Source organism: Wandonia haliotis (assembly GCF_039523435.1).
GTDB lineage: Bacteria > Bacteroidota > Bacteroidia > Flavobacteriales_D > Crocinitomicaceae > Wandonia > Wandonia haliotis.
The window spans coordinates 479,941-506,176 of record NZ_BAAAFH010000011.1; the positions used below are offsets into that span (position 1 = coordinate 479,941).

The following is a 26,236-nucleotide window of genomic DNA, read 5'->3' on the forward strand; positions in this document are numbered from 1 at the left end:
AGGCGTTTTTTTATTATCTTTAGCCCCGCAAATCAAAGACGTATATGGCAAAAGAATCGATAACAGCAACTCAGGATAAAGTAGCATTTAATACCTTCAGAGAAGAAGTTCTGAATGATTATAAAATCGCTTGTATTTCGAGAGAAGCTTCTCTACTTGGTCGACGTGAAGTACTGACAGGGAAAGCTAAGTTCGGAATTTTCGGAGACGGAAAAGAAATTGCACAGATCGCTATGGCAAAACAATTCCGGAACGGTGATTTCAGAAGCGGATATTATCGTGACCAGACATTTATGCTGGCTACAGGAAATCTTACTGTTCGTGAATACTTTGCCGGACTTTACGCCCATACGGATGTTGAATTGGAACCTCAATCTGCAGGTCGACAAATGGGTGGTCACTTTGCTACGCGTAGTTTAGATGAAACCGGGAACTGGAAAAACCTGATGGGACAAAAGAACAGTTCAGCAGACATCTCTCCTACTGCAGGTCAGATGCCACGTTTATTAGGACTTGCTCAGGCTTCAAAAATTTATCGTAACCATCCGGAATTAAAAAATCTTGAAGAATTCAAGAAGTTTACCAATGGAGGGAATGAAGTTGCTTTTGGTACTATCGGAGATGCCAGTACTTCAGAAGGTCCATTCTGGGAAACGATGAATGCAGCAGGTGTTTTACAGGTTCCTATGGTAATGTCTGTATGGGATGACGGGTACGGAATATCTGTTCCTAAAAAACACCAGACAACCAAGGAAAGTATTTCTGAAGCTTTATCCGGTTTCCAACGAACCGATTCCAAAAACGGATATGAAATTTTCAAAACCAAAGGATGGGACTATGCTCACCTTTGCGAAACATACGAAAAAGCAGTAGCTATTGCTCGTGAGGAACACGTTCCTGTTCTCATTCATGTTGAAGAAGTTAATCAACCTCAGGGACACTCAACTTCGGGATCTCATGAGCGTTATAAAGACGAACAGCGCATGCAGTGGGAAAAAGATTTCGACTGTATTGCTAAATTCAAAGAATGGATTCTTTCCTTCGAAGCTGATGGTAATAAATTGGCAATAGCTGAAGAGCTTGAACAAATTGAAAAAGATGCTAAAAAGCAGGTTCGTGATGAGAAGAATCAGGCATGGTCGGCATTTACAGCTTCTTTGAAAGACGACTTGTCCAATGCGCTGCAATTGATCAGCGACTTGGCTAATGCCTCTTCTAATACGGTTTTTATAGCTAAACTAGCAGAGGACCTGAAAAAAGAAATGGACCCGATTCGTCGCGATATATTGGGAGCAGCCCGAAAAGCACTTCGATATGCCCGTGGAGAGAATTCAGCCGCAAGAACTGCACTTATCAATTGGCTTGAGCAGCAAAAACAAGTTAACTTCGACAGATATAGCTCATACCTGTACTCTGAATCAGATAGAGCGGTAGTAAACGTTGAACCGATAGATCCAGTGTATGCAGATACTCCGGAAATGGAGGATGGAAGAATAATACTTCGTGAGAATTTTAGAAAGCTTTTTGAGAAATATCCAGAGGTATTAACGTTTGGTGAAGATACAGGTAAAATCGGAGGTGTTAACCAGAGTATGGAAGGTATGCAGGAAGCTTTCGGCGAACTGCGGGTCTCAGACACTGGAATCAGAGAGTTAACAATTCTTGGACAAGGTATCGGTATGGCGATGCGTGGACTTCGTCCTATTACAGAGATCCAGTATCTTGACTACTTGTTATATGCTATTCAGATTATGTCTGATGATCTTTCGACTGTTCAATACCGTACAAAAGGTGGGCAAAAAGCACCGGTTATTGTCAGAACCCGCGGACACCGCCTTGAAGGTATCTGGCACTCAGGATCTCCTATGGGGATGATAATTAATAGTATCCGGGGAATGCATGTGTGTGTCCCACGAAATATGACCAAAGCAGCTGGTTTCTACAATACATTATTGAAATCTGATGAACCTGCACTGGTTATCGAACCACTTAATGGCTACCGGTCTAAAGAACCAATGCCGGATAACCTGGGAGAATTCTGTGAGGAACTTGGTAAATGTGAAATTACCGAAACGGGAACAGATCTGACAATTGTTTCTTACGGTTCTACATTTAATCTCTGTACTGTAGCAGCTCAACAGCTTCGTGAACTGGGTATCAACGCAGAACTGATTGATGTACAAACATTGATTCCATTCGACACACACCACATGATCTCAGAATCACTTTCAAAAACAAATCGTTTGATGATTGTTGATGAAGATGTTTCCAGCGGTGCTACGGCTTATATATTAGATCAGGTACTTGTAAAACAAAAAGGGTATTATCACCTTGATTCGGAGCCAGTTACTTTATCTTCTAAAGATCACAGACCTGCTTATGGTTCGGACGGAGATTATTTCTCGAAACCAAGTGTAGAAGATATAGTGGAAGCTGCCTATGCAATTATGCATGAAGCAAATCCTTCTCAGTTTCCTTCTATCTACTAAGTATAAAAAAATACGATGATATAAAAAGCGGTGCAAATAATAAATTTGCACCGCTTTTTTCTATTGTAACACAATCAATACTGTTAACGAACAATTAACTTTCGGATTATAGTATCCACTACTGTTTCAATCTGAACAAAATACATCCCGCTCTGCTTTATCTCCAACTCAGCCGGAATTGCATTCCCTTCATAAGTCTCGATAACCTTTCCTGATGTATCCAAAACCCGAACAGACCGAATAGTTTCCACAGCTCCTCCCAAAGTATAGTTTCCCTCTGTAGGATTAGGATATAAAGTGAACTCAACTGCTTCCTCCTGCTCTTCAAAACTTACAAGATCAGTAGTTTTATACTTGCTAAAGAATCGCCATATTTCTACACTCGCATCAAAATCATGATTCGTAACACCAATATCAATCGGTGCTCCGGGCCATGTATGTCCGCCTCCCTGTATTTTAAAGAACTCAACTGTTGCACCGCCTATCCCTCCGGAGTAGACATACTGTTCGGCTGTACAACCATCCGTAGTATTTACATCGGGTACCTGTGTTACTACAGGTACAGGATTACAACCTGTCTGCCCTACCCAGTAGTCAACGACATCTTCAATAGACTCCTGTTGTGCATTTCCATTGTATGGGACAGTTGGGTCCGCAGTACCGTGAATTTGCATAGCGGGAACGGGATGGGGAGGGTTACAGGTTGAAGGTCTGTTCTTAGGCATAGCTCCCGTAACCGATGCTACAGCTGTAATTCGATACCCTAACGCACAAGCCAGTTCATAACTCATAAAACCTCCGTTGCTCATTCCTGTGCTGTAAACACGATTCATATCAATGGTATACGACTGACTTATTTCGTCAATTAAAGTGGACAAAAAACCAACATCATCCACTCCTCCGGGGATGTTAAAAGCATTCCAGTAACGATTCCCTCCTAAATCCAATGTTCCATTAGGATGAACTATGATAAAATTTGCTGTATCTGCTATCGGGCGAAAATCAGCGTAAACTTCCTGTTGTACATTATTAGATGTATAACCATGAAGATTAAAAAGCAACGGAACACTTTCTGTTCCATCATAAGAAGCAGGAATATACAATCTGTACTCGCGTGTCAAACCTCCATGTTGTAATGTATGATCAATGGTTGTCTGGGAAAAAGCAACCAAAGCACAGAAAAAACTCCCAATCGTAGTAAATAGTTTCATTGTCAATTTTTTTCGAAAATTACAATTATTTCAGTTGCCAAGCAATTGCATCACTGAATCGATGGGAATATCCGAGGGGACCCATTGTAATGTATACCCTTGTTTTTCCATACGGCGAAACCAGGTCATTTGTCGTTTTGCAAATTGGTGGATTGCAGTTTCCAAAGAATTCTCCATTGTCGTATAGTCGATTTCTCCAGTTACATATTGGGTTATCCAAAAATACTCCAACCCATAAAATTTCAATTGTTCAGGAGTCACTCCATCCCGAAGAAGTCCTTCTACTTCTTCTATCATTCCTTCCTGAAATCTTGCCCGTAAACGCTTTGAAATACGATTTCTACGTGTTTCTCTGTCGACTTCCGTGGCTAAAATCAATGGTTTCAAGCCTAAATTTCTTCGTTCAGGCATACCATATTCAGCAATGTACTCTGCTATCTCTATTGCCCGGATTGTCTTTTTAACCGACAGGTTATCCAAACGAGAGCGCAAATCCACAGGAATCGATTCAAAAAGACGAAATAACTCTTCTTTTTCTTTAGTTACTAATTGCTCTCTCAGCATTTTATTTTTAGGAATAGAAGCAAACTCATTTCCTTTAAGAAGTGTTTCAATGTATAAACCGCTTCCTCCACAAATAACAGGGAGTTTATTTCTACTTTTCACAGAAGCGATTGCAGCACCTGCATCCAGATAAAAACGCTCAATATTGTAGTTATCTCCCGCATCACAAATATCAATAAGATGATAAGGAATTGTAGTATTGTTATAAGTAAACTCGTGTAAATCTTTTCCGGTACCAAGATCCATCTTTCGGTAAACCTGTCTGGAATCAGCACTGATAATCTCTCCTTCCAGTGCGTCAGCTATCCGAACTGCCAAAGCAGTTTTCCCGGAGGCTGTCGGTCCAATTACAAATATCGAATCATACGTAGTTTGCACACAACAAAAGTAGGCAACCTAAATCACTTCTGAAAACCGGAAACAGAAATTGGTAACACATACTTCTCACTCCCAGAATTCCAGTAATAGGTTTTATTCTCATCAGGTTTTCGGGTTCGCTTCCAACCCCCTCTACTCGCTTCAAATGCCATTGGCAATAACTCTCCTCGTTTCTCGAACCCTAACTTTTGGTATACCATTCCATCTGAAATATTATAATCCGAATAGGTCATGATGTCACGCAGATTAAAATGTCTGGCAGAGGCTTTCAGTAATTTATCCAATCCTCCGTAAACGCGTATACCTCGAGCAGAACAAAACCGGATCAATTCACCTGAAACATAGGATTCATCAAAATCCCGTACCATTTGTCTGGGCTTTCCGAACAAAGCTACCGCCAAAAGTCGTTCATTTCCGAATAACCCCAGTGCGGAATCAAATAAGGTCGCCCCCTGAAGATGATTTACATTCACAAAGTCGGTTGCTGTTTCTATATCCAGCTCCCTAACGATTACTTTTCTCCCATGAATACGCTCCACCTGTCCCAATTTTGCACGCAAAATATTCACCACAAAATCATGTTGATCTTCCCACTGCTTCCAGGTTAACTGAATAACGGGAATAGTATATTCTTTTCTTAAATTGTGTAGAAACCGGACTAAAAGATCATTTTCCTTTTTGGTCAAAGGCATATTTACAAAGTGAATAATCAGCCTATTTTCGATAGTTACAAGTGTCCCAAAGTCCGTAGCTGTCAGACGGTAAACTTCGCTAAGCTCTCTGAAGTCAATCATTATTCTTCAGGAGTACTTCGTTATAAATCATGCTCAATCGTTCAAGGATGTATTCATTAGAGAATGGTTGAGCAGCAGTTACTAATTCCACAGATTCAACATTCCTTTTTCCCATACATAACTCTTCCATCGAAGTCGCCAGAGCATGAATATCCCCGTTAGGAACCACAGTCAGTAATTTCTCATCAATTGAAGGAACCACCCCCACCTCTGTTGTAATAATTTGTATTCCTGAAGCCATAGCTTCTACCAAAACACAACTAAACGTTTCAAAACGGGAAAAAAGAACAAAGCAGTCACTATTTCTGTATTCAATCGCGACTTCTTCATACGTAAGATTTCTTTTAACATCAATACCTTCCCGCCAGTTGTTTTCTTCCAAAAACTGAAACAATGCAGATGGATCTCCATCTGTTACGATAGTAAGCCGTGTGTCAGGGTGATGTTGATAAACCCGGTGAAATGCTTCCACGATTCCCCTCACATTCTTGTACTTTTCGTCCAGTCCTGAAACGTGCAAAAAGGTATAGGGACGTTGCGAAGAAATTGATTTCTCAGGAAAAAACAATTCGGTATTGACAGGAAGAGGAAGAACGACACGCGCCAAATGTGGTTCTACTTTAAGGATTTCTTCTTCCAGCAAATGAGATACCGGTAAAACCAGGCGTGCCTTTCGAAGCGTTTGAATAACCAACTGACGCTTTATTTTTGACCAGTCTTCGTGCTCGGAAAAATCAGATGAATGTTCCTGAAGAATAAAGTCCACCCCTAATTTAGAGGAAACATACTCAAATTCCTTTCCTTTCGGGTAAGCAACGTGCGCATGAATCAGATCTGGTTTTGAATCCAGTTTTTGTAAAGCCGTGTCCAGCACTTTTTTGTACCTGGCCAATTGTCGGGTCCTGCTGAAAATTCCTTTCGGCTTCGGGTAATACGCAATAATCTCATGAAAATCACCTTCGCGCATTTCATGAAATTCAACCTTTTCTATCGAACTATCCGCTTTGACAAAAATGACAGAGATTTTAAATTTTCCGGACAAAAACTGTGCAAACCTTTTTATAAAGTTCCCGGAAGTCTCATCAATTCGTGTCGGATACCATGAGCTCAACAGTAAAATATGTTGCTTATTTTCCACTTGCTATTACCGATTTGGATTGTAAATTTACGGTTTTAAAATAAAAACTAAAATGAGACATCTTTTTATATTTTCACTGCTTTTTATACTGGTACAAGCGAATGCTCAATCTAACTTTAAGATTTTCAATAAACAAGGAAAAGAAATTTCAATTGATAAGTTCTATAAGTCTCTGGACAAAAAACAACTTATTTTTTTCGGAGAATTTCATGATTGCGCTGATATTCACTGGCTCCAATTGCAAGTAACCAAATATCTCCATGAAAAACATGGTAACAAATTAGTTGTTGGAATGGAAATGTTTGAAGCTGACAACCAATTTATTATTGATGAATATTTCGGAGGACTCATCAGCACAAAAAACTTTGAAGACGAATGCAGGTTGTGGAAAAATTACAAAACGGACTACAAACCTGTTGTCGAATTTGTCCGGGAAAATAATGCACGCTTGATTGCTACAAATATTCCCCGCAGATATGCAAATAGTGTTTTTTATAATGGGATTGATCACCTTAAAAAGTTTCCCTCAGAGACCAAATCTTATTTTGCACCCCTTCCAATTGCTATCGACACAACACTGGAGAGCAACAAGCAACTCATGAATATGTCAATGGGAGGACATAAAGGTCAGAACATGATGGAGGCTCAGGCAGTGAAAGACGCTACCATGGCGCATTTCATTAAGCAGAACATGCCTGAAAACGGAGCTTTCTTACATCTGAACGGTTCCTTTCATTCCAACAAATCAGAAGGAATTCTATCTTTCCTGAAAGATGAAGTTTCTGCTGACCAGACACTTGTAATCACAATGGTATCTCAGGATCAGATTGATAAACTAGAGGATGAGAATAAAGAATTAGCTGACATCATTTTCTGTTTTACAGAAGACTATGCAAAGACCCATTAACTTTTGCATGCATTACGCTGTATTATTCAACGATATTCTTTTGTAACTTTGATTTAATGAAAGAGACAACTTCACATTCTCAAACAACTGAACTTCCTCTTATGGAAGAATTTTATACAATCCAGGGAGAAGGGTATCACAGTGGACGTGCTGCCTATTTCATTCGTCTGGGTGGATGCGATGTCGGTTGTGTTTGGTGTGATGTAAAAGAAAGTTGGGACGCAGAAAAACATCCGTATACTCCTGTTTCTGAAATTGTGGAAAACGCTTTAAAAAGCAAAACAGACTTTGTTGTAATCACAGGTGGAGAACCGGGGATGTACGACCTGTCAACACTAGTGGATGAATTACATACTCACCAACTGGAAGTTGCGATTGAAACATCAGGTGCTTATGCTTTTTCAGGAAACGTAGACTGGTATTGCTTCTCTCCTAAGAAATTTAAATCTCCTGTAGAAGAAGCCTATGAAAGAGCTGATGAGTTAAAAGTTGTTATCAACCACCCCTCTGATTTTGACTGGGCACAGAAACACGCTGAGAAACTGGTAAAAAGTAATTGCAAGCTATTTCTTCAACCGGAATGGTCGAAAGAGGAACGATTTTTGCCCCTGATTATTGAATTTGTAAAGGAACACCCTCAATGGAGAGTTTCTCTGCAAACCCATAAATACATGAATATACCCTGATACTATGCATAGATTACCGATAATTCTGGCCATTGCCATCCTACTGTTCAGCTGTGGAACCACAGCACAAATGACGTACTCCACCTCTAATAAAAAAGCAATCTCGTGGTTTGAAGAGGCGCTTCAGTCCCCTAATGATCATTACGATATGCGCACAGGTACTGTAGACTATGGACCGGCAATTGAATTACTCGAAAAGGCGATCAAAAAAGATCCGAATTTTATTGAAGCACATCAATTAATCTCAGAATATTTTCTGGGTTCCGGTTATCCGGACAAAGCAATTTATCACCTGGAACGATCCATAGCTATCAATCCGGGATATGACCCTTCCGGAAGTTCATACATTATGCTCGCCCGACTTCAGCATGAGTATGGAAAATACGAAGAGGCTACAAAAAATGCAAAACGTTATCTGGAATACGGAAATAGAAATCAACAGTATAACTATCAGGCTCAGAAAATTATCCGAAGTGGAGAATTGGCGGCTGAAGCCATGCGTAATCCCGCTAAATTTACCCCCATCAATCTGGGACCTGCAATTAATACAGAACACCCGGAATACTTCCCTACCATCACAGTAGACGGGAAAACACTTCTTTTTACCCGTAGACTGCCCGCTCCGGGAACAGAACTGGGGGCGCAGGAAGACTTTTTTGTTTCCCATTTGGATGATGAAGGTCGCTGGAATATGGCAAGCTCTATGCCGAAAAACATTAATACAGAACGAAATGAAGGAGCCCCTACTTTTGCTCCCGACGGAAGAACTCTTGTTTTTGTTGCCTGTCCTGATGTAACAGGTAGAAATTATGGCGAAGGAAGAACGGGGAAAGGAAGTTGTGATCTATTCATTACAAAAAAAATAGGTTCTCAATGGAACAATCCCAGAAATCTACCTGGAGGAGTGAATACGGCGCATTGGGAAACCCAACCATCTCTTTCTTCCGATGGAAAAACAATGTACTTTATCCGCGGTTCTTATGACAGAGATCGTAGAAAGCATCAGGATATCTACAGAGCTTTCTTACAGGAAGACGGAAGCTGGTCAGAAGCAGAACGACTTCCTGATATCATCAATACACCTATGCGTGAGGAATCTGTTCATATCCATCCGGACGGAAGAACACTCTATTTCTCTTCTGACGGACATCCCGGATTCGGAGGACTGGATCTTTTTGTAACACGAATGGACGACAATGGAAACTGGAGTATGCCTCAGAATTTAGGGTACCCGATTAATACCCGGTATGATGAAAATTCGCTTCTTGTAGCTCCGGATGGTGAAATAGCCTTCTTTGCTTCCAATCGTGAAGGTGGTCATGGTGATTTGGACCTTTACTATTTTGAATTACCCGAAAGTGTTCGTCCTACAAGAACTATTTATATGGATGGAATCGTTTTCGATGCACAAAGCAGGAAACCACTTGGTGGACACTTTCAGTTGATTGACCTCAAAACAGGAAAAACAGTGGTTGAATCTGATGCGGATAAAATTACCGGAGAATTCTTAGTAACACTTCCTACCAACAGAGATTACGCACTCAATGTCAATTATCCGGGGTACAATTTCTTTTCAAAGAATTTCACCTTAACCATTCCTGAAAATAACGAACCCTATCACATGAGTGTCCCCCTTCAGCCAATTATTGCAGGAGCTACTGTACGATTGGACAATGTATTCTTTGACCTTAATAAGAGTACCCTACGTCCGGAATCGCAGGTAGAGCTTAACAAGCTAGTAGACTATCTGAATCAACATAAAAATGTACAGATTGAGATCAGCGGACATACAGATACAAGAGGTGACGCCGATGAAAACCGTAAGCTTTCGGAAGCACGGGCAAAAGCAGTATATGATTATGTCGTAACAAAAGGAATCGCTCCGGATCGGATGACGTATAAGGGGTATGGGGAAACGAAACCTGTAATCAGTGATTCTGAAATTGCGAACATGCAGACGGAAAAGGAAAAAGAAGCTGCACACCAGTTAAACAGAAGAACAGAATACACTATAACGGCAAACTAATGCACTTTATTCGACTATTACGACCGGTAAACCTTGTCATCATCATACTTACTATGTATGCGATGCGGTGGTTCTTTATCGGTTTTTTACTCGAAAAAGACGGGAAATTTGTACTACACGGAGAACCAATGGATTTCTTTTTGTTGGTGTTCTCAACTGTTCTCATAGCCGGAGCAGGTAATATCATCAATGATTACTTTGATGTAAAAACAGACCGGATTAACCGACCGGAGCGTCTGATTATTACCCGTCATTTAAAAAGAAGATGGGCAATAGTAACGCACTGGATTTTTAATCTCGCAGCATTCGGAATAGCCATTTATCTCAGTTCAAAACATGAGAGTTTTGTCTACCTGTTTATTCACTTGTTATCTATTAACCTGCTGTGGTTCTATTCTATGTACTTCAAACGTCGATTTGCCATAGGAAACATTATTATTGCGGGATTAACAGGACTTGTTCCTATTCTTGCTTCTATTTATTTTCTTAATGTCTATAATCTTGAAGCCGGGGACAATAACTCGTGGTTAAATTCATTGTATCGAATCGGTCAGGATTACTTTGCCTTTAATCCCGAAACGAATCAAATCGGTCAATTGATCCTCAATTTCGGTTTTTCAATGGGTATTTTTGCTTTTTTCACGAATTTGGCCCGTGAAGTAATAAAAGATGTAGAAGATATTGAAGGAGACAAAGCCATTCGGGCACAAACGATACCTATTGTAATGGGAAAACGAAAAACAGATCGGGTAATTGTTGCTTTGCTAAGTATTCCCCTTCTGCTCTTTACCGGATTTATGATTTTCTCAGGCTGGTTACAACCTATTGAATTCCTTATTGTACTGGCACCTATCGTACTGGCCATTCTACTGCAATTACTTGCCTTACTTCAGATTATTTTTCAAAAAGACGATAAAAAGTATAAAATAGCAAATGGTTTGTTAAAGATCTCAATGCTCAGCGGACTCTTCACCCCTGTCTATCTTCTCTTTTTATAAAACCGTCAGATTTCTTTTAGAAAATCCAGTGTATTTATATTGTCTGCATAATCAGTCAGTCCTGGCTGCTGAGATTGCCCGAAAGCAGTAAAATCATGTCCGATTACGACTTGAATTTCCTCTGCCTTTTCAGCAATAAATGTCTCAACTTCTTCCATGTCCTTATACCTTTGACAATTGAGAACAGATAAAGGAGAATGTAAATCTTCCGTAAATCGGAGTAGCGCAAACCCGTTTTCCAACACATCTTCCTTGTTCAACAGGTAAACAGCCCGGTTATAGTCAAAATTATTCATGTACTTGTGGTGTTGCATGAGTTGCTCACCAACGTGAAAAATACCCGTAAAGAATCGATCCAGATTAAAATCTTCATGAATCAAAAGTTTAGATACATTTCTACATCCCAAACCAAAGTAAGAGAAAATATCATCAGACAAGAGCTTCAACTCCTCATCCGATTCTTGTCCCGTCAATACCGCTACAGACGTCCTGTTTTTCCGGATAATATTCGGGTATTTCCCAAAATAATGTTCAAAATACCGTGCCGAATTATCACTTCCTGTAGCAATTATAGCATCTATATTCTCAAATTTCCCGGCTGTAACCGTAATATGTTCCAAAACCCGTGCATCTATCTCTTGCATCAATTTGAGAACAGCAGGCCACAGAACATTATCTCCAGAAGAGAATTTACAAACTGCCTGATGTCCCATTATCAGTACACTCAGGAAATCATGAAAACCAACCAACGGTATGTTTCCGGCCATAACCAATCCTACTCGCTTTGGCTGAGTAGTAAAAGGGTAATCAGACACCCAATTCGTTAGCTGTTCATTAGTTAACCAACTTGCAATTCCACCAAGAGATTTTCTAACATTTTCAGGTGTAAACCAGGCGTTATTTCTTTTTACAGTTTGAACAACACTGACAAAATCTCCATATCCTGATGCAGAAACTCCTGATCCGTTCTGCGAAAAAGGCAAATCCTCAGCTACATCCCCGAATACTTTTCCGAGTTTTTCAAACAAGTTTATCAATTCATTTCTTTCCATAAGAACCTATTGAATCTTTTCCATTTCTTATATTTGCAAAACTAAGTAAAGAACCTTAATAAGAAGAGAACAAATGGCAATAATGATAACAGACGAATGCATCAACTGTGGTGCATGTGAGCCGGAATGTCCAAATAACGCAATATATGAAGGAGGTGCCGAATGGAACTATGCTGACGGAACCTCATTAAAAGGAATTATTACCACACTTGACGGAACCGACGTTGATTCAGAACAAAAGTTTGAGCCCAAAGATATGGATGTCTATTATATTGTTACTGACAAATGTACCGAATGTGTTGGTTTTCATGACGAGCCACAATGTGCAGCGGTTTGTCCGGTAGACTGTTGTGTAGATGATCCTGAGTACAGAGAGTCCGAAGATGAGCTACTGGCTAAGAAAGACTTTATGCACCTGTAGGCACTCTCATTATATTTCTTTATATTTGATGAATTGTAACAAAAACAAAGCGCTTACGTTATAGCAGTAAATGAGATTGTGGATCACATATATGTTTGTAGCTTTTACCGGCTTTTTATACAGTCAGGAAAGCACACCTCTTTCTGAAGCGGAATACCGCCTTTCAGTAAAGTTAGATGCATTACGTGCTGCAAAAACACCTCAGGATCTTCAGGCCCGCAATACAGAATTGAAAAAAGAGTTGGAAAAAACATTCCAACTTGAGGGAGTAATGAACTATCCTTTTTCAAGACTTACATCGATGGGAACGATCAAATCTCCCGACAATGCGGTTCGGCTTTTTAACTGGAATATAGAGAACAAAGATTTTACACACGAATACTTCTGTTACGTTCTGTATGATAACCCTCGTAAAAAGCAGGTTGAAGTCACAGAGCTAACTGACAACTCGATTATGCTTCCTGCCCGTCCCGATGAAACACTTACGGCAGAAAACTGGTACGGTGCATTATATTACGCCATTATACCAAAAAAAAGAAGAGGTAAAATGTATTACACCCTTCTGGGATGGGATGGTAATACAGCCAGTTCAAACATTAAGTTAATGGATGTGCTTTACTTCGCGGGTAGTCGTCCCAAATTGGGTTACAATCTTTTTAAGAACGAAGAAGGTACACATAAACGTTTATTCTTTGAACATAAAGAACAGGCAGTTATGACAATGCGATACGATCAACAAAGAAATATGATCGTCTATGACCATCTTTCTCCTGAATCACCTGCACTAAAAGGTTTTTATTCGTACTACGTACCGGATATGAGTTACGATGCTTATGAGTATGTAAATGACTACTGGATGTATCGTGCGGACATTATTTCAACCAACGAAGAAAATCGTGGCAAGAAAATGACGATTTACACTTTAAACAGTCAAAAAGGTGGTGCCGAAAAACGCGAAATGAAAACTACCTGGATCAGTCCTACTGATGAGGAAGCGCCTGTTAGCAATGGTAAACATACTGCTGTGCTTCCCGATGGTCAGAATAACGCTAAAGATTCTCGTAAGAAAGTTAAAATTACGAATCAGCAACCGGGAACACCACAACCGGATTACAAGCAACCAAAAAGAAAAAAGAACGCACCTGGTTCTATTCTTCAAAGAGGTCAGTAATTCCTTTTTTGGTTGTAGTAAAATCATTCCTTTTTATTAACATTTTTTGGCTTTAAAAATGCAACAACTCTAGCACAGCAGGGGCTAACAGTTAATTCTTTGTTAAAGGATGTTAATAATGAAAATAGGGTGTAATTAAATTCTAATTTTGCGTTATACAATGTACAATTCTAAAGTATCTCCTACTTCACAGGAGGATTCTTAAAGCAACAATGAAAAGCTCTTTTCCGCCCGGAGAGGAGCTTTTTACTTTTGAGTTTCTTCGGGTAGATTTGCTCTGTTATTTTTTCATTATCGGTTGATAAATTTTGTCTGTTATTCTTGGCTATTCTCAATCAAAGAACTATTTTTGGTGGCATTGAAAAAATAGCTAATAAAATTCGCATAAGATGAGCGTACTGGTAAATAAAGATTCGAAAGTAATTGTACAAGGTTTTACAGGTAGTGAAGGAACATTCCACGCCGGACAAATGATTGAATATGGAACCAACGTTGTTGGTGGTGTAACACCCGGAAAAGGAGGAACTACTCACCTGGATAAGCCTGTTTTTAATACAGTTTCGGATGCGGTTAAAGAAACCGGAGCTAATGTTTCTATCATCTTTGTTCCACCTGCATTTGCTGCCGACGCCATTATGGAAGCTGCTAATGCCGGAATTAAAGTGGTAGTTTGTATCACAGAAGGAATTCCTGTAGCTGATATGGTGAATGCAAAAGAATACCTTCGTGACTATGACGTTACGCTTATCGGACCAAACTGTCCTGGAGTTATTACTCCGGGTGAAGCAAAAGTTGGTATCATGCCTGGTTTTGTATTCAAGAAAGGTAAAATCGGAATTGTTTCCAAGTCAGGAACCCTTACATACGAAGCAGCTGATCAGGTTGTAAAAGCAGGAATGGGAATCACTACTGCAATTGGTATCGGAGGAGACCCGATCATCGGTACAACAACTAAAGAAGCTGTTCAGATGCTTATGGCTGATCCGGAAACAGAAGGAATTATCATGATCGGTGAGATTGGTGGTAATCTGGAAGCTTTGGCTGCTGAATGGGTTAAAGAAAACGGAACAAAACCTGTTGTTGGGTTTATCGCTGGAGAAACAGCACCAAAAGGACGTACAATGGGACACGCAGGTGCAATTGTAGGTGGTGAAAATGATACAGCAGAAGCAAAAAAACGTATCATGAAGGAATGTGGTATCCACGTAGTAGACTCACCTGCTCAGATTGGAGCTAAAATGGCAGAAGTACTAGGTGTACATGCTTAAATAATAAGAGTTAAAAAAATAAAAATCCTGCTTTTACCGGCAGGATTTTTTTGTTTGCCCCATTTCGTTTCATACAGATTACTTCTATATTTACGCTACTTAATAAAAGACTATGCGTTTTCCCTGGTTTAACAGTGACATCTTTAAAAGGTATAAGGCTAAACAACCTGTTGAGCAGTACCTTTCTTCTTATTTTGATGAAAACAGAGGATGGATACACTGTAAAGATCAGGTGCGGGTATTAACAACACTTGTTCACGCTATCCGTCCGGATCAGAAAACAACTCAACATTCTATTCGGCATTTCCTTGATATATTGGAACGAAATCCTGTATACGCAAGAGAATTAGGTTCTTTTTTATCCAATTTGTTTAACAACCGGAATTTCAAACCCATTCTTACAGATGCGGAAATACTTGAAGACACACATTTTCTTCGGGAAGTAAAAAGACGTATTATTGCCAAGCTTCTCCCCTACCAACCGAAATCCGATACACTTGAGTTTATTCTTAATCAGGTTTTCTTTTCTTCAAATGATCCCTTGTGGATTGATTCAATTCCCGAAGAAGAACTGAATTATCTTTTTGACCTGCTTGGGTTCAAAACCATCTTTAGCAGAATATCCGAGAACTCAGCATTCGACCAATTGTTTGAATCAATTGAGTTACTTATCTGGCGAATTAACGGACGGGTAATGGAAACGGAAGTTCTTCGTATGGTTCCTGAGTATGATTCACACGAAAGTTCCTTTGTTGCTCTTGAAAATGAACTTACCGAACTTCGTAAAGTTATTTTTTCTTCTCCGGATTTTCAGCTGACCCCGGAAACAATGGCTCTGAAACAATTTCTTGTTCTTCATAAACAATGTGAACAGTTTATTGACAAAGCATTTCAGAACAGTGCCAAGTACGGTATATCTATGAAAGTAAATCAACATTTACTTCGGATTCGTCAGCAGTTAACCCGACTAAAAGTTCTTCTCGACATTCTTACCATTGAAGGACAAAATGACATGAAGGGAAATACCGTACGTCTGGCAAAACTCCTGATAGATATCAATTGCCGGAAGAATAATGTCCGACAGTTAATCAATGAAAGTACACAACTCGTTTCGTATGAAATAACTCAGCATACTGCAAAAACAGGAGAACATTATATCACATCTGACCGGAAAGAGTACATGGAAATGCTCAAAGCCTCTATGGGAGGTGGTTTAATAGTCGGGATTATGTGTATTATAAAAGTGCTGTTAGCCAAAGTCCATGTCAGTGATTTCGGACACGCTTTCCTATACAGTGCAAACTACGCGTTCGGATTTATTGCCATTTATTTGTTAGGTTTTACACTGGCGACCAAACAACCTGCAATGACTGCTGCTGCTTTTATCAATGAATTAAAAAAGGGACTGGACAAAGGAGCCAAATCAAAAACAAAATATGATGATTTTGCCCGGCTTTTTGCCCGATTATTCAGGTCTCAGTTTATAGCCTTCGTCGGTAACGTAATAATAGCATTTCCTGTCGCTTTAGCAGGGGTATTTTTAATTGACCTGGCTTTTGATTATAATATAGCTACTTCAAAAGCGGATAAACTGATTACTGACCTTAGCCCTCTTCATTCTCCTGCCATATTTCATGCAGCTATTGCCGGAGTTTTCCTGTTTCTATCGGGCATTATCTCTGGGAGTATTGCCAACAGAGACCGCTACCTTCAGGTTCCTTACCGGATCAAAGAGCATCCTATCCTTAAATTAAGTCTGGGAAGAAGAAAAACCGAACAAATAGCACAATTCTATGAGAAAAAATGGGCAGGAATTATGTCTAATCTCTGGTTCGGGGTATTCATGGGGTCCACGGCTTCTATCGGTGCTTTTATAGGGCTGGATCTGGACATCAGGCACATCACGTTTGCAAGTGGAAATCTGGCATTGGGACTATATGGAAATGATTTTGAAATTACGCTGTGGATGCTGTTACTTGGCATCCTTGGAATAGGAATCATTGGTCTCATAAACTTCCTGGTAAGTTTTATTCTTTCACTGCTCCTGGCTTTCCGGTCCAGAAACATTCCTTTTTCTGAAATACGATTTGTTTTTTCATCCAACTGGCAACATTTTAAAAAGCACCCGACCAGTTTCTTCTTCCCGGTAGAAAACAAGAAAAAACCGGAAGAATCAGTAAAATAAAAAGCGAAGAGAATTTTAAACATCCCTTCGCTTCTATTATTCGATAAACATTTCCGGAGTTATTTTTGAAAAATAGCCTTCTTTAAATGTGAATAAGCTAATGCTATCTCCTCCTGAAAAACATCCCACCGGGAATCATTCTCCGTATTCTTTCTGAATTTATCCCGGATATCTTCTATTGTCTCTTCCAACTGTTTCTTACGCTTATCAAACTCTACTGAAGCTTTTGTCTTTGCTTCATCGTAATAATCGTCAAGAATCTCCAGTTCAATTTTAACTTTCTCCAAAGCAGCCAATAATTCCGGGTACCAATTAACATACAGCGGGTGACTTTTGATCTGGTTTTCTATTTCACGTACCTTAGTAATGATCTTGTGTTTCTGTTCACGAAATGCTTCTACAGTTTCAGCTTTTCCCAGGGCTAATTGCACCTGAAGGTCTTCTAACTGAGCTTTGTATTCATTCCACAACTCTTTTGACCCTTCATATTTCTGCTTAAAGTCATTAACGTATGAATTAAAATCTTTCTTTACCTCTTCATACTTATCTTTTGCGGCCATCTTTCCCAGTGCCAATTGAACCTGAAACTCCTCCAATTCTTTTGCAACTTTTCGAAAACCAGCCGATATCTGCTCAATTACATGCGTATTTTCATCCATTTTCTTTCGTTTTTATGCTGTGAAAATAAAAGTACACTCCGAAATTTCAAATGACTTTTGTCAGTTCAGTATAAACTAAAAATAAAGTGATTTTGCTACTCGATAGGTGTTGGCGTGTGCCTCTACGATATGTCTTATTTCTTTACTATACCCTCCTCCCATCGTACAAACAACTGGAATAGAGAGGTCTTTAAATCGTGAAAGAACAAGTTCGTCCCTACGCCTGCAACCGGATATGGAGACATTAAGTCGTCCCAGTTTATCCGTTTCAATAATATCTACCCCACACTGATAAAAGACAAAATCGGGGTGAAAGTCATTTAGAATATCGTTCAAATGAAACTCAACAGTTTCCAGATAGTCCGCTGTAGAAATACCGTCCGGTAACCCTACATCTCTGCTTGATTTTTCTTTCCGCAACGGATAGTTATGTTCTCCGTGCACACTGAATGTAAACACATTAGCTTCTTGTTCAAAAATTGCCGCTGTACCATTTCCCTGATGAACATCCAGATCAACAATTAAAATAGAATTTGCTTTTCCTGTTCGCAATAAATAATTAGCAGCTACTGCCTGATCATTCAATAAACAGAATCCTTCTCCTCTATCCCGAAAAGCATGATGCGTTCCTCCGGCACTGTTAAACGCAACACCATCTCTCAACGCATATTCGGTACATAAACGTGTTCCCTCCACAATTCGAAATTCCCGCTCTACCAATTCTTTCGTTACCGGAAACCCGGTTTGTCGTTCTTCTGAACGGGAAAGTTTTAATTGCTGCAACTTTTTAACGTATTCATCGGAATGAATCCCTTCTAACCATTTAAGATCTATTAGGTTCGGAGCAAAAAAATCATCCGGATCTGCTGTTCCCTCGTGTTGTAACTGACGTGGTAACAAGTCGTATTTTTCCATAGGAAAACGATGTCCCTCAGGTAATGGGTGTACATAAATCGGGTGAAAAGCTATTTTAAACACGGAACAAAGATGGTTTCAGTCTCATATTATTTACTTCTCAGGCAATCTTTCACTCGTTTCTGATGTTTCTGACGATCTTCAGGCGTAGTATTTGGTATCGTGAGCATTTCTTTACAATGCTGATCAATTTCTTCCATTCTGGCAAAAACAGGGTCAAAGTCATCCTCGTCACCCATTTTTTCGATTACTTTCTGAATAGAATCATTTTTCTTTACACAATCACAAAGATCCCACTGTTTCCCATACTTTTTTTCAATTTCTTTCTTGATTTCATTCTTCTCTACTACTTCAGACACATACTCGGTAGTATCAATCTCTATGCTATCAACAGCCTCAACAGTTAAATTCCCCTCCTCTATTTCCACAATATCATATTTGCTTTCTCCGTTAGTACAAGAAAAGAACAAAAGCATACCTACAGGAAAAAAAGCGTATTGTAACTTCATGGCAAGAAATTTGTTCTAATATAAAAAGAAATCAGAAAACCGATTAGTATGAAAAAGGTAATTTTCGTTTTGGTTGCAGTCTTTTTATTCTCTCTTTCCTCAGGTTTTTCAATTGTCAGGGGACAAGGGGATGACTCGTTGTATGTCGCCTACTTTCATAAGGATATAGAAATCGTCGATCCTAATTACAAACGCAATTATAACTATCTCTTACGCAGGGTTAAAAAAGTTTATCCTTATGCCGTATATGCCAAACAATTACTGGATGAGTATGAAGCGGATGTTTCAGGAATTGAAAAAAAGCGAAAGGTCAAAAAATATGGAAAAGAAGCGCATCAGCAACTCATGGACGATTTTGAATACGTGATCCGCAATATGTATGTTTCAGAAGGGAAAGTACTCATGAAATTGGTTCACCGTGAAACCGGGCATACCGTATTTGATATTATCGCCAAGTACCGGGGAAAATTAAAAGCATCCTGGTACTCAACTATGGGGAAAATGTTTGAACAAAATCTGAAAGCAACCTATCATCCGGACAAAGAGGACTGGCTCATGGAACGGATCGTAAAAGAAATTGAGCAGGGAAAGCACAAACCGGGAGAACTGGACTTACTGACAAAAAAGGAATTTAAAGAAATCAAAAAAGAAGATAAAGAAAGGTCCAAAAAACTGAAAGAAGACCTGAAACAAAGGAAAAAGGAAAAGAAGGAAAGCGAAAAAGAAGCGGCTAAAAACGAAAAAAACTAATCGTATTTCACTTGTTCTTTTATTTCATTTCGGAGCAAATCAAAATTAACAGATCGTAAAAGCTCGGGTATATTTTCAAAGTATTTTGCGTGAAATCCGTATCCGCCATTTCTCAGCTCATCAATAGCATCTTCAACAGACCACGACTGGTACATGATCCGATAAGCAGCAACAAATGCTCCTGTACGATCCGCACCGTGCTTACAATGTACAAGAACGGGCTTAGGAGATTTCTCAAAAATCCGGAAAGCTTCCAATAGATCCTCCCGGTCTATTCGCCAGGTATTGATTCGTTTTCGTTTTAACACAATTTCGGACACTCCGGTACCTTTATATCTTCCGTTACCACTTAGATTTCTTAAATTAAGAATCGTTTTTACACCCAGATCGTTTAACTCTGGTACCGCATGTCCGGAAGGTTGTCCCGACCGATACAGGTCGGGACTTACTTTATACAAATTATCCACTTCAGAAAGTACAACCGGAATAGCATCTTTCTTTCCCGATTCCTGTGCTCTGATCAAAAAACTAAACTGAAATGCAGCAATCAGTAAAAACATTTTCAAAGTCAGACTAGTATAACTATCCTTCATATTCCATTTCTCTTTACACTCCTGTACCAGTAAAATTATGTATTTTTGGAAGAAAAACATGCGCCAACTTTTTTTCGTTAGTCTGATTCTTTTCACTCCGGTATTGATTCTCTCCCAGGGATCTCTGAAACAAAACCTGGAAGTCGTTCAAAACGGTTACCTTCTAGTTCAATTGTTTTCCCGTGAAAGAACAACAGAAATTATACGAAAAAATCAGGGTGAGGCTGCGGCGCAACGTTACCAGGCAGATTTATTGGAAAAAAATAAAAAACTGGCAAAGGCTTTTGGAGAACACTTTACCTTTAGTAAGGTTCTATTCTTCTACTCCAAAGACAAAGAATTTGTAAAAAATAAAGATTTTGATGCTACCACTTTTTACGGATTCAATCACGAAATCGTTAATAAAGATACTATCAATATCACTCAGTTCAGGATTGGAGAAGTATCGCGTGTAATTGCCGACTCAGTTGTGCACTACCTTCCGGACGGAGAAGTAGAAAAACATCCGAGTTACGTCTTCAGTGCTTTCGTACTGATGGATGATCAGTTCAGACAGTACAGTAAACCCAATTGGTTCTATGTAAGAACACATGCCGGAGCCCCCTTCTTTCAGAAAAAGGAAAACCGTTTGGTAAAGGCGATTAATAGTAAAATGACACGGAAAGCGAAATAGTCACTTCCCAGGAGTACTGTTAATCGAACAATTTTCTACTTTTACTGTTGTTGTATAACATTAATCGAAGAAGTTACTATGAAGCCTGATTACGATGTCGTTATTATGGGAGGTGGTCTTGCCGGACTTACGCTCTCCCTTCAGTTAAAACAAGAGAGACCTGAAACACAAATCCTTATACTTGAAAAACGAGGAGAGTCTGCTCCGACTGCTGCACATAAAGTAGGTGAATCTACTGTAGAACTGGGGACATACTATCTTCGCGAAGTTCTTGACTTAAAAGGTTATCTTGATGAAAAACAATTGCCGAAACACGGGCTGCGCTTTTTCTTTTCTCCACGTCACAAAGACACTATAGAAAAACGAGTTGAATTGGGTCCGAGAGAACGACTTCCTGTACCTAGTCATCAGCTTGACAGAGGAACACTTGAAAATGAACTTATTCACCGTTCAAGAAAGAGTGGAAATGAAATTATACTCGGTGCTAAAGTAGAAGATGTTACACTTTCTCCCGATACGCTTCACGAAGTTCGTTTTTCGACAGACACGAATAAAGACCAAACCGTTTCTGCAAAATGGGTGGTAGATGCTACCAGTCGTCATGCATTATTGAAACGAAAACTGGGATTTGCAAAAGAAATTGAGCACAATGTCAATGCAGTGTGGTTTCGGGTAGACCGTGAAATTGATGTGACTGACTGGTCCTCTGACGAGAAATGGCAATCTTTTCTGGAACCGGGACTACGACGACTGGGAACCATTCACTTAATGGACAAAGGTTATTGGGTATGGTTAATTCCACTATCCTCCGGTGCCACCTCTGTTGGGATTGTAGCGGATGGAGACCTTCACCCGTTTACCGAGATTAACCGACTAGAGCGGGCAATGTCCTGGATGGAAAAGCATGAACCACTTGCACACCAGATGATTTCTCCCCTGTTGGATCATGTTTTGGACTTTAAAGTTCTTAAACATTATGCTCATAACAGTGGTCGAATCTATTCGGCTGAAAAATGGGCAGTTACCGGAGAGTCGGGAGCATTTCTTGATCCCTTCTATTCTCCAGGAACAGATTTTATCTCCATGAACAACACCTGGTTAACAGATCTTATTATCAGGGATATGAATGGAGAATCAATAGAACTCCATGCCAGCGTATATGAAAAAACGCATCTGGCACTATTTGACAGTTGGATTCCTGTTTACCAAAACAAGTATCAGCTCATGGGATCAACACAGATTATGGTCATTAAAATCTTTTGGGATTGGGCAATCTATTGGGGGATTCCATGTCTGCTCTTTACGAATAAGGGATACACCAACCTGAGTGTACTAAAACGATTGTTCTCAAACGACGAAAGTGCAGGACGCCGATTCGGAGCATTAAATAATCAAATGCAAAAAGTATTCCTTGAGTGGTTACCGTATGATACCGGTGATTTCACAGAGCGTTATATTGACCCATTTGATATTCAGTTTCTACGAGAATTCCATAGAGGAATTGAAGAACAATTTTCTCCTCGCGAATTGATTACGAAAGTTGAAGAGAATCTGGAAAAACTAGAAAAAATTGCCGCCGAAATTTTCCGGTTGATTTCAAATCAGGTACATGGAACTCCTATGGATATTCCTGTCGATCCCTATACCATGCAACTTTTCCCTGAAGAGAATCAGTCCCTCAAAACTTCAATTGCTCCGGATAAAGAAATGAACGAACAGGTTCGCGTTATGTGGTTTTATCCGGTAAAAGAAACTGTTAGCTAATGTCTGTACAACAAATTGAACAGAATGTTTCCGAAATTATGGATTTATTTCGCTCAGTTGAATCTGATTGGGAACAATTACCATTGGAATCTATTGTACAGAAGATTGACCGAAATTCGTCAGTATTCACTTCTGTTGCTTATGAAGCTGTATCCAAATTATTAGCACAAAAAGGGATAGAAACCAACGATCTCTCTGAATGGAAAGCCTTTTATGATGACTACGAGGACCAATACTCCTCTCAATTATTAATAGGATTAGGTTGGGCAATCGGTATTTCCGGCTACCCTTCCCCCTCCGATTTTGTCATTCGGTTTCCGAAAGATAAACAACAAAAGATTTGGGATGGAATTGGTTATTTTTATGGTCTTTTCCGATCACGGCTCACGATTCGAAGCCGGTCACTTCCAGAATTTGCTTCTGAAAATATCCCTGAAGGGTTTGACGCGGGGATCGGGCGTGCATTGTATTATCATGCACGGGGAGACTTTGAAAAACTCACCACACTTTTTTCGGGATTTCCTGAAGAACGTAAAGATGAACTGAGTCAGGGAATAGGAACAGCAACTGTATTTGTGGGGGGAATTAACGATATTGAAATCAAGCATCTCCTACAGATTATTTCTCCTTTTCGCGATACCTTCTCAAAGGGTGTTTTCAATGGGATAGAATCGCGAAAAAATGCAGGAAAAACAACTCCCGAATGCCAAATTCTGGAACAAGAATTGTTATAACGTATAGCATACTCACTGGAAACTACCCAAAGTTTTCCAGGGTTTATTATTTTTGAAAACCAAAAGTTACATTTTGTAAAGTAAAACAGGTAACACTTTTTTATCCGGCATATTTCGGAAAACATAAAAGGTTCCTGCTTTTCAGTAAACTTAAAAACGAAATAGATGAAATTAGTTTTCGCTTTCATGATCTGCGTTTCGGCAGTTTGTTCTTTTAACTATGCTCCGGCTCAAAAGCAACAGGAATTAACCAATGAACTCATTTGGAGAGATTATGCTTTTTATGCACGCAGGGTGCAGGGGTTCCGTTCCATGAATGACGGAACACACTTCACACGTCTGCAACAGGGACGTTCCGGAAATGCTATTCTCAAGTCCTCATTTCTTTCGTTTACTGCTGAACCCGAAGTTTTTGTTCATCCGGATGAGCTGGTTTACAATGAAAAGAAACTAACTGTGGATGATTATCAATTCAATGCAGACGAGACCAAATTACTGATTGCTACTGATTATGAAAATGTATACAGAAGAAGCTATACGGCTACTTTTTACATCTTTGATCTGGAAACACGCAATATTTCTCCGTTAAGTGAACAATATCCCGTACAAACACTTGCCGAATTTTCTCCTGATGGGAAAAAGATCGCTTTTATTCACGAAAACAATATCTATATAAGAAACCTGGCTGACGGTACCATTACAGCGGTAACAACAGATGGAAGTATCAATCATATCATTAATGGAACAACAGACTGGGTGTACGAAGAAGAATTTGCCATCACAATGGCCTATAACTGGTCACCTGACAGTAAAAAAATTGCTTACCTGCGTTTTGACGAAAGTAATGTAAAGGAATTTACAATGACTTATTATTTTGAACTGTACCCGGATCAATACACTTTCAAATACCCAAAGGCAGGGGAAGACAATTCCAAAGTTTCCCTGCATATTTATGATTCGGAAAAGAATACATCGACTCCCGTCCAACTGGGAGAGTACGAATACATTCCCCGTATAAGTTACTCACCTTTGGATGACAAATTAATCGCCCTTACATTAAACCGCCACCAGAACCATCTGCAATATCACTTAATTGACGGCTCTACGAATGAGGCAAAAGTGATTTATGAAGAAAAAGACCGGGCTTATGTTGAGATTGATGATAATTTACTCTTCATGGAAGACGGTAAATCTTTCATTCGTACTTCTGAAATGGATGGATATAATCATATCTACAGAATCTATTTTGATGGGAAAATCGAACAGATTACATCAGGAAACTGGGATGTGATTGAGTTCAAAGGAATAAACAATGATAAAGGAATCATTTATTATACCTCTGCTGAAAACGGAGCCACTCAACAGGATTTATACCAGATTTCGATAAAGAACAAAAAAAGAAAGCAACTTTCCAGTCAAAGAGGACACACGGATGCCGAATTCTCAACGGGCATGAAGTATTATGTCCAAACCTGGTCTGATGCGAATACTCCTTATGTAGTCTCTTTACATGAAGCTTCCGGAAAGCAAATTACTGTTCTGGAAGATAATTCTGCTTTGGTTGAACGAATGAAAAACTTCCCACTATCGAAAAAAGAATTTTTTACGCTCAAAGGGCACGAAACAGATCTTAATGCATGGATGATCAAACCTGCTGATTTTGACCCGACAAAAAAATACCCTGTATTTGTTCATGTATACGGAGGTCCTGGTAGCAACACTGTAGAGGACACCTGGGGAAGCATGGAATATATGTATCACCAGTTGTTGGCTCAGAAAGGATATATTGTTGTATCGGTTGACCCCAGAGGAACGATGTACAGAGGTGCTGATTTCAAAAAATCGACTTATCTCCAGTTGGGAAAACTTGAATTGGAAGATTTCATTGCTGCTGCGAAAGTACTGAAAACGTATGATTACGTAGATGAAAACCGTATAGGTATACAGGGATGGTCCTACGGAGGTTATATGTCTTCTTTGGCTATGACAAAAGGAGCTCCCCATTTTAAAATGGGAATAGCGATTGCTCCCGTTACGAATTGGCGTTACTATGACAATATCTATACGGAACGTTTTATGCGTACACCGCAAGAGAATGCCCATGGATATGACGACAACTCCCCTATTAATTTTACAGAAAAACTGGAAGGGAAATATTTTTTGATCCATGGTTCAGGAGACGATAATGTACACTTGCAAAATGCAATGGAAATGGTTAATTCGCTTGTAGATTCCAACAAAGACTTTGATTTGTTCATCTATCCGAACAGAAATCACGGTATTTATGGTGGAAATACCCGTCTTCACCTATTTACGATGTTATTAGAATACACCCTTGAGAATTTATAATT

General features: G+C 39.5%; 23 protein-coding genes. 14 read left to right on the top strand and 9 right to left on the bottom strand.

The window, feature by feature from the left end; translation table 11 throughout:
- The first annotated feature begins 44 nt into the window (after window positions 1–44).
- The gene (locus ABDZ97_RS10400; protein ID WP_343787302.1) at window positions 45–2,489 is read left to right on the top strand and encodes an alpha-ketoacid dehydrogenase subunit alpha/beta; all 2,445 of its coding nucleotides are present in this window, start codon (window positions 45–47) and stop codon (window positions 2,487–2,489) included.
- An 83-nt stretch (window positions 2,490–2,572) separates the two neighbouring features.
- Here ABDZ97_RS10400 and ABDZ97_RS10405 read toward each other — a convergent pair whose 3' ends face one another.
- From ABDZ97_RS10405 to ABDZ97_RS10420, 4 genes are read right to left on the bottom strand one after another with little or no spacing between them, the layout of a single operon-like run.
- The gene (locus ABDZ97_RS10405) at window positions 2,573–3,700 is read right to left on the bottom strand and encodes an extracellular catalytic domain type 1 short-chain-length polyhydroxyalkanoate depolymerase (protein ID WP_343787304.1); all 1,128 of its coding nucleotides are present in this window, start codon (window positions 3,698–3,700) and stop codon (window positions 2,573–2,575) included.
- A gap of 30 nt (window positions 3,701–3,730) precedes the next feature.
- Entirely contained in the window at window positions 3,731–4,642 is a 912-nt protein-coding gene (gene miaA / locus ABDZ97_RS10410; protein ID WP_343787307.1) for a tRNA (adenosine(37)-N6)-dimethylallyltransferase MiaA, read from the bottom strand.
- A 23-nt stretch (window positions 4,643–4,665) separates the two neighbouring features.
- Window positions 4,666–5,436, bottom strand: a complete 771-nt coding sequence (locus ABDZ97_RS10415) for a hypothetical protein (RefSeq protein WP_343787309.1) — start codon at window positions 5,434–5,436, stop codon at window positions 4,666–4,668.
- Window positions 5,429–6,574 (bottom strand): glycosyltransferase, encoded by a 1,146-nt coding sequence (locus tag ABDZ97_RS10420; RefSeq protein WP_343787311.1) that lies wholly within the window; start codon window positions 6,572–6,574, stop codon window positions 5,429–5,431. The genes ABDZ97_RS10415 and ABDZ97_RS10420 overlap by 8 nt, the downstream gene beginning before the upstream one ends.
- A gap of 52 nt (window positions 6,575–6,626) precedes the next feature.
- Here ABDZ97_RS10420 and ABDZ97_RS10425 point away from each other — a divergent pair, with 52 nt between their 5' ends.
- Genes ABDZ97_RS10425 through ABDZ97_RS10440 form a run of 4 tightly spaced genes read left to right on the top strand, consistent with a single transcriptional unit; the run spans window position 6,627 to window position 11,191 of the window.
- Entirely contained in the window at window positions 6,627–7,481 is an 855-nt protein-coding gene (locus ABDZ97_RS10425; RefSeq protein ID WP_343787313.1) for a ChaN family lipoprotein, read from the top strand.
- A 56-nt stretch (window positions 7,482–7,537) separates the two neighbouring features.
- Window positions 7,538–8,167, top strand: a complete 630-nt coding sequence (locus tag ABDZ97_RS10430) for a 7-carboxy-7-deazaguanine synthase QueE (RefSeq protein WP_343787315.1) — start codon at window positions 7,538–7,540, stop codon at window positions 8,165–8,167.
- Window positions 8,168–8,171: 4 nt separating this feature from the next.
- Entirely contained in the window at window positions 8,172–10,193 is a 2,022-nt protein-coding gene (locus ABDZ97_RS10435) for an OmpA family protein (protein WP_343787317.1), read from the top strand.
- Window positions 10,193–11,191, top strand: a complete 999-nt coding sequence (locus ABDZ97_RS10440) for a geranylgeranylglycerol-phosphate geranylgeranyltransferase (protein WP_343787319.1) — start codon at window positions 10,193–10,195, stop codon at window positions 11,189–11,191. The genes ABDZ97_RS10435 and ABDZ97_RS10440 overlap by 1 nt, the downstream gene beginning before the upstream one ends.
- Window positions 11,192–11,196: 5 nt before the next feature.
- Here ABDZ97_RS10440 and ABDZ97_RS10445 read toward each other — a convergent pair whose 3' ends face one another.
- Complete coding sequence (locus ABDZ97_RS10445; protein WP_343787321.1) at window positions 11,197–12,243, bottom strand: acyl-CoA reductase; 1,047 nt, start codon at window positions 12,241–12,243, stop codon at window positions 11,197–11,199.
- Window positions 12,244–12,316: 73 nt separating this feature from the next.
- Between ABDZ97_RS10445 and ABDZ97_RS10450 the strand changes: the two genes are divergently transcribed.
- The 4 genes from ABDZ97_RS10450 (at window position 12,317) to ABDZ97_RS10465 (ending at window position 17,288) form a co-directional block, all read left to right on the top strand.
- Entirely contained in the window at window positions 12,317–12,664 is a 348-nt protein-coding gene (locus ABDZ97_RS10450) for a 4Fe-4S dicluster domain-containing protein (RefSeq protein ID WP_343787323.1), read from the top strand.
- 70 nt (window positions 12,665–12,734) lie between these two features.
- On the top strand, window positions 12,735–13,835 hold the full coding sequence (locus ABDZ97_RS10455; RefSeq protein ID WP_343787325.1) for a hypothetical protein: 1,101 nt from the start codon (window positions 12,735–12,737) through the stop codon (window positions 13,833–13,835).
- A gap of 389 nt (window positions 13,836–14,224) precedes the next feature.
- Window positions 14,225–15,103 (top strand): succinate--CoA ligase subunit alpha, encoded by an 879-nt coding sequence (sucD, locus tag ABDZ97_RS10460; protein ID WP_343787327.1) that lies wholly within the window; start codon window positions 14,225–14,227, stop codon window positions 15,101–15,103.
- 112 nt (window positions 15,104–15,215) lie between these two features.
- Window positions 15,216–17,288 (top strand): recombinase, encoded by a 2,073-nt coding sequence (locus ABDZ97_RS10465; RefSeq protein ID WP_343787329.1) that lies wholly within the window; start codon window positions 15,216–15,218, stop codon window positions 17,286–17,288.
- Window positions 17,289–17,347: 59 nt separating this feature from the next.
- On the opposite strand, the gene ABDZ97_RS10470 is transcribed toward ABDZ97_RS10465, so the two are convergent.
- From ABDZ97_RS10470 to ABDZ97_RS10480, 3 genes are all read right to left on the bottom strand, one after another.
- Window positions 17,348–17,947, bottom strand: coding sequence for a hypothetical protein (locus ABDZ97_RS10470; RefSeq protein WP_343787331.1), 600 nt, complete (start codon window positions 17,945–17,947; stop codon window positions 17,348–17,350).
- A 75-nt stretch (window positions 17,948–18,022) separates the two neighbouring features.
- The gene (locus ABDZ97_RS10475; protein WP_343787333.1) at window positions 18,023–18,925 is read right to left on the bottom strand and encodes a histone deacetylase family protein; all 903 of its coding nucleotides are present in this window, start codon (window positions 18,923–18,925) and stop codon (window positions 18,023–18,025) included.
- 26 nt (window positions 18,926–18,951) lie between these two features.
- Entirely contained in the window at window positions 18,952–19,371 is a 420-nt protein-coding gene (locus ABDZ97_RS10480) for a hypothetical protein (RefSeq protein ID WP_343787335.1), read from the bottom strand.
- A gap of 48 nt (window positions 19,372–19,419) precedes the next feature.
- Here ABDZ97_RS10480 and ABDZ97_RS10485 point away from each other — a divergent pair, with 48 nt between their 5' ends.
- A complete protein-coding gene (locus ABDZ97_RS10485) occupies window positions 19,420–20,121 on the top strand; it encodes a DUF4294 domain-containing protein (RefSeq protein WP_343787337.1) in 702 nt (233 codons plus the stop codon).
- Here ABDZ97_RS10485 and ABDZ97_RS10490 read toward each other — a convergent pair.
- Window positions 20,118–20,774 carry a fused DSP-PTPase phosphatase/NAD kinase-like protein gene (locus tag ABDZ97_RS10490; RefSeq protein ID WP_343787339.1) on the bottom strand — a complete coding sequence of 219 codons (657 nt, stop codon included), beginning with the start codon at window positions 20,772–20,774 and terminating at the stop codon, window positions 20,118–20,120. The two genes, ABDZ97_RS10485 and ABDZ97_RS10490, sit on opposite strands and share 4 nt — an antisense overlap.
- Between ABDZ97_RS10490 and ABDZ97_RS10495 the strand changes: the two genes are divergently transcribed.
- From ABDZ97_RS10495 to ABDZ97_RS10510, 4 genes are all read left to right on the top strand, one after another.
- Entirely contained in the window at window positions 20,773–21,387 is a 615-nt protein-coding gene (locus tag ABDZ97_RS10495) for a hypothetical protein (protein ID WP_343787342.1), read from the top strand. The genes ABDZ97_RS10490 and ABDZ97_RS10495 overlap by 2 nt on opposite strands.
- Window positions 21,388–21,465: 78 nt before the next feature.
- On the top strand, window positions 21,466–23,151 hold the full coding sequence (locus ABDZ97_RS10500) for an NAD(P)/FAD-dependent oxidoreductase (RefSeq protein WP_343787344.1): 1,686 nt from the start codon (window positions 21,466–21,468) through the stop codon (window positions 23,149–23,151).
- On the top strand, window positions 23,151–23,885 hold the full coding sequence (locus tag ABDZ97_RS10505) for a DUF1702 family protein (protein ID WP_343787346.1): 735 nt from the start codon (window positions 23,151–23,153) through the stop codon (window positions 23,883–23,885). The genes ABDZ97_RS10500 and ABDZ97_RS10505 overlap by 1 nt, the downstream gene beginning before the upstream one ends.
- A gap of 165 nt (window positions 23,886–24,050) precedes the next feature.
- The gene (locus ABDZ97_RS10510) at window positions 24,051–26,234 is read left to right on the top strand and encodes a S9 family peptidase (protein ID WP_343787348.1); all 2,184 of its coding nucleotides are present in this window, start codon (window positions 24,051–24,053) and stop codon (window positions 26,232–26,234) included.
- The last annotated feature ends 2 nt before the right edge of the window (window positions 26,235–26,236 follow it).

Excerpts from the sequence above, each read along its gene's own strand:
- ABDZ97_RS10470 (WP_343787331.1), bottom strand. The coding sequence starts at position 17,947 with ATGGATGAAAATACGCATGTAATTGAGCAGATATCGGCTGGTTTTCGA.
- ABDZ97_RS10505 (WP_343787346.1), top strand. The coding sequence starts at position 23,151 with ATGTCTGTACAACAAATTGAACAGAATGTTTCCGAAATTATGGATTTA.
- ABDZ97_RS10500 (WP_343787344.1), top strand. The coding sequence starts at position 21,466 with ATGAAGCCTGATTACGATGTCGTTATTATGGGAGGTGGTCTTGCCGGA.
- ABDZ97_RS10450 (WP_343787323.1), top strand. The coding sequence starts at position 12,317 with ATGGCAATAATGATAACAGACGAATGCATCAACTGTGGTGCATGTGAG.
- ABDZ97_RS10445 (WP_343787321.1), bottom strand. The coding sequence starts at position 12,243 with ATGGAAAGAAATGAATTGATAAACTTGTTTGAAAAACTCGGAAAAGTA.
- ABDZ97_RS10440 (WP_343787319.1), top strand. The coding sequence starts at position 10,193 with ATGCACTTTATTCGACTATTACGACCGGTAAACCTTGTCATCATCATA.
- ABDZ97_RS10405 (WP_343787304.1), bottom strand. The coding sequence starts at position 3,700 with ATGAAACTATTTACTACGATTGGGAGTTTTTTCTGTGCTTTGGTTGCT.
- ABDZ97_RS10400 (WP_343787302.1), top strand. The coding sequence starts at position 45 with ATGGCAAAAGAATCGATAACAGCAACTCAGGATAAAGTAGCATTTAAT.
- ABDZ97_RS10430 (WP_343787315.1), top strand. The coding sequence starts at position 7,538 with ATGAAAGAGACAACTTCACATTCTCAAACAACTGAACTTCCTCTTATG.
- ABDZ97_RS10435 (WP_343787317.1), top strand. The coding sequence starts at position 8,172 with ATGCATAGATTACCGATAATTCTGGCCATTGCCATCCTACTGTTCAGC.
- ABDZ97_RS10495 (WP_343787342.1), top strand. The coding sequence starts at position 20,773 with ATGCGCCAACTTTTTTTCGTTAGTCTGATTCTTTTCACTCCGGTATTG.
- ABDZ97_RS10490 (WP_343787339.1), bottom strand. The coding sequence starts at position 20,774 with ATGTTTTTCTTCCAAAAATACATAATTTTACTGGTACAGGAGTGTAAA.
- ABDZ97_RS10465 (WP_343787329.1), top strand. The coding sequence starts at position 15,216 with ATGCGTTTTCCCTGGTTTAACAGTGACATCTTTAAAAGGTATAAGGCT.
- ABDZ97_RS10415 (WP_343787309.1), bottom strand. The coding sequence starts at position 5,436 with ATGATTGACTTCAGAGAGCTTAGCGAAGTTTACCGTCTGACAGCTACG.
- ABDZ97_RS10510 (WP_343787348.1), top strand. The coding sequence starts at position 24,051 with ATGAAATTAGTTTTCGCTTTCATGATCTGCGTTTCGGCAGTTTGTTCT.
- ABDZ97_RS10480 (WP_343787335.1), bottom strand. The coding sequence starts at position 19,371 with ATGAAGTTACAATACGCTTTTTTTCCTGTAGGTATGCTTTTGTTCTTT.
- ABDZ97_RS10425 (WP_343787313.1), top strand. The coding sequence starts at position 6,627 with ATGAGACATCTTTTTATATTTTCACTGCTTTTTATACTGGTACAAGCG.
- ABDZ97_RS10485 (WP_343787337.1), top strand. The coding sequence starts at position 19,420 with ATGAAAAAGGTAATTTTCGTTTTGGTTGCAGTCTTTTTATTCTCTCTT.
- ABDZ97_RS10455 (WP_343787325.1), top strand. The coding sequence starts at position 12,735 with ATGAGATTGTGGATCACATATATGTTTGTAGCTTTTACCGGCTTTTTA.
- sucD (WP_343787327.1), top strand. The coding sequence starts at position 14,225 with ATGAGCGTACTGGTAAATAAAGATTCGAAAGTAATTGTACAAGGTTTT.